Consider the following 1,345-nt stretch of genomic DNA (forward strand, 5'->3'; position numbering starts at 1 on the left):
CTTCGTTTTTACTATTATTTTTTTGATAAGTAAAAATTGTTCGCTTATCTGTATAAAATGTCATAGGAATAATTGTTCGCTTATCTGTATAAAATGTCATAGGAATACCATAGTTTTTTAAAATTTGATATAAAACATTATAATAACCATTTAAGGTTTCTTGATAATCAAAATATAATCCAACAACTGTATTTGTTGCATCATCAATAGCACCATGTAAAAATATTTTAGGATGATTTATTCCTAGTCATAAATGTTCACTAGCATCAGCTTGTAATAATTCCCCAAAACATTTGCAGTGTTCTCTTAAAGGATATGATTTAAATAAAGATTATATTGATAAAGAAGATGGAAAATATATTGTTAAAAAAGCACAAAGTGGTAGTTCAATAATAGTTAATGCCCCATTACATCAAAAAGATGATAGTAGTTTAGAATTATTATTATCAAATGAATTTGATATTGAAAATAATAAATTATCTTTAAATGAAGGTTTAAAAGATACTATTGAACAAATGTTAAAATAAGTGTTTGAAATAAATAGTGCTGATTATATTGATATTCCTGAATTTTCAGAAGAATATCGTTATCAAGTTTGAATATCACCAACTAATCGTAAAGGTGCTGAAGGTATGTTATGGCTTGAACCACCTTATTTTACAGAACAGAAAGAAAATAAAACTTCATCAAAACATCAAGCAACTTGTTTTATTGATGATATGGATAAAAAACCTTATAGTATTGCTTTATATAGTGCTAGTGGTCGGGTTTATTTAACTAATGGTTCTGATGGTTCTAATATTCCAATTAATAGTGTTCGTATTTTTCGACAAGAGGTGTAAATAATGATAGATAAAGAAAATATTATTATTAAAAATGAAAATGGTACTTATTGACAAAGATTAGGTTTTAAACAAAGAAATCCAAGTCAAAGTTTTAAAGCATGAAAAAATCGTAAGTTTTTAAAATATGATAAATATCCATTTCATATTTAAAAAGCATATATTATGCGATATAATGCTTTATCAATTTTATATCATACACCATTTTTAAGTTTATATGGTTTATTTTTTACTAGTTTACATTTTAATTGAATACCAACATTAGAACCAGTTAAATAGTTTATGTTTGGTCAACATGATATAACTGATGGTGGTTTTTTGGATATGCTGGGATTATTATTTCTTATCCAATATTACATAGTACTGCTTGATTAACGACAAAAATACCTAAAATACCAGCAATTAAATTACCAATTGGTAAATGTTTAGAACAAATTTATAAAATACCAAGTTATATCTTATATTTAATATTATTTGGTTGATTAATATTTCGTAAATATCTT

The 1,345-nt window shown here is 24.5% G+C and carries 3 protein-coding genes and 1 pseudogene; 3 read left to right on the plus strand and 1 reads right to left on the minus strand.

The window, feature by feature from the left end:
• Positions 1 to 322: pseudogene (locus C6B38_RS11090) on the minus strand (hypothetical protein); the annotation flags it as partial.
• Here C6B38_RS11090 and C6B38_RS04115 point away from each other — a divergent pair.
• From C6B38_RS04115 to C6B38_RS09895, 3 genes are read left to right on the plus strand one after another with little or no spacing between them, the layout of a single operon-like run.
• The gene (locus C6B38_RS04115) at positions 294 to 527 is read left to right on the plus strand and encodes a hypothetical protein (protein ID WP_105298757.1); all 234 of its coding nucleotides are present in this window, start codon (positions 294 to 296) and stop codon (positions 525 to 527) included. The pseudogene C6B38_RS11090 and the gene C6B38_RS04115 sit on opposite strands and share 29 nt — an antisense overlap.
• The gene (locus tag C6B38_RS04120) at positions 528 to 842 is read left to right on the plus strand and encodes a hypothetical protein (protein ID WP_105298758.1); all 315 of its coding nucleotides are present in this window, start codon (positions 528 to 530) and stop codon (positions 840 to 842) included.
• 3 nt (positions 843 to 845) lie between these two features.
• Positions 846 to 995, plus strand: coding sequence for a hypothetical protein (locus C6B38_RS09895; protein WP_162475854.1), 150 nt, complete (start codon positions 846 to 848; stop codon positions 993 to 995).
• The last annotated feature ends 350 nt before the right edge of the window (positions 996 to 1,345 follow it).

The organism is Spiroplasma sp. ChiS (assembly GCF_002968355.1).
Classification (GTDB): Bacteria; Bacillota_I; Bacilli_A; order Mycoplasmatales; family Mycoplasmataceae; genus Spiroplasma; species Spiroplasma citri.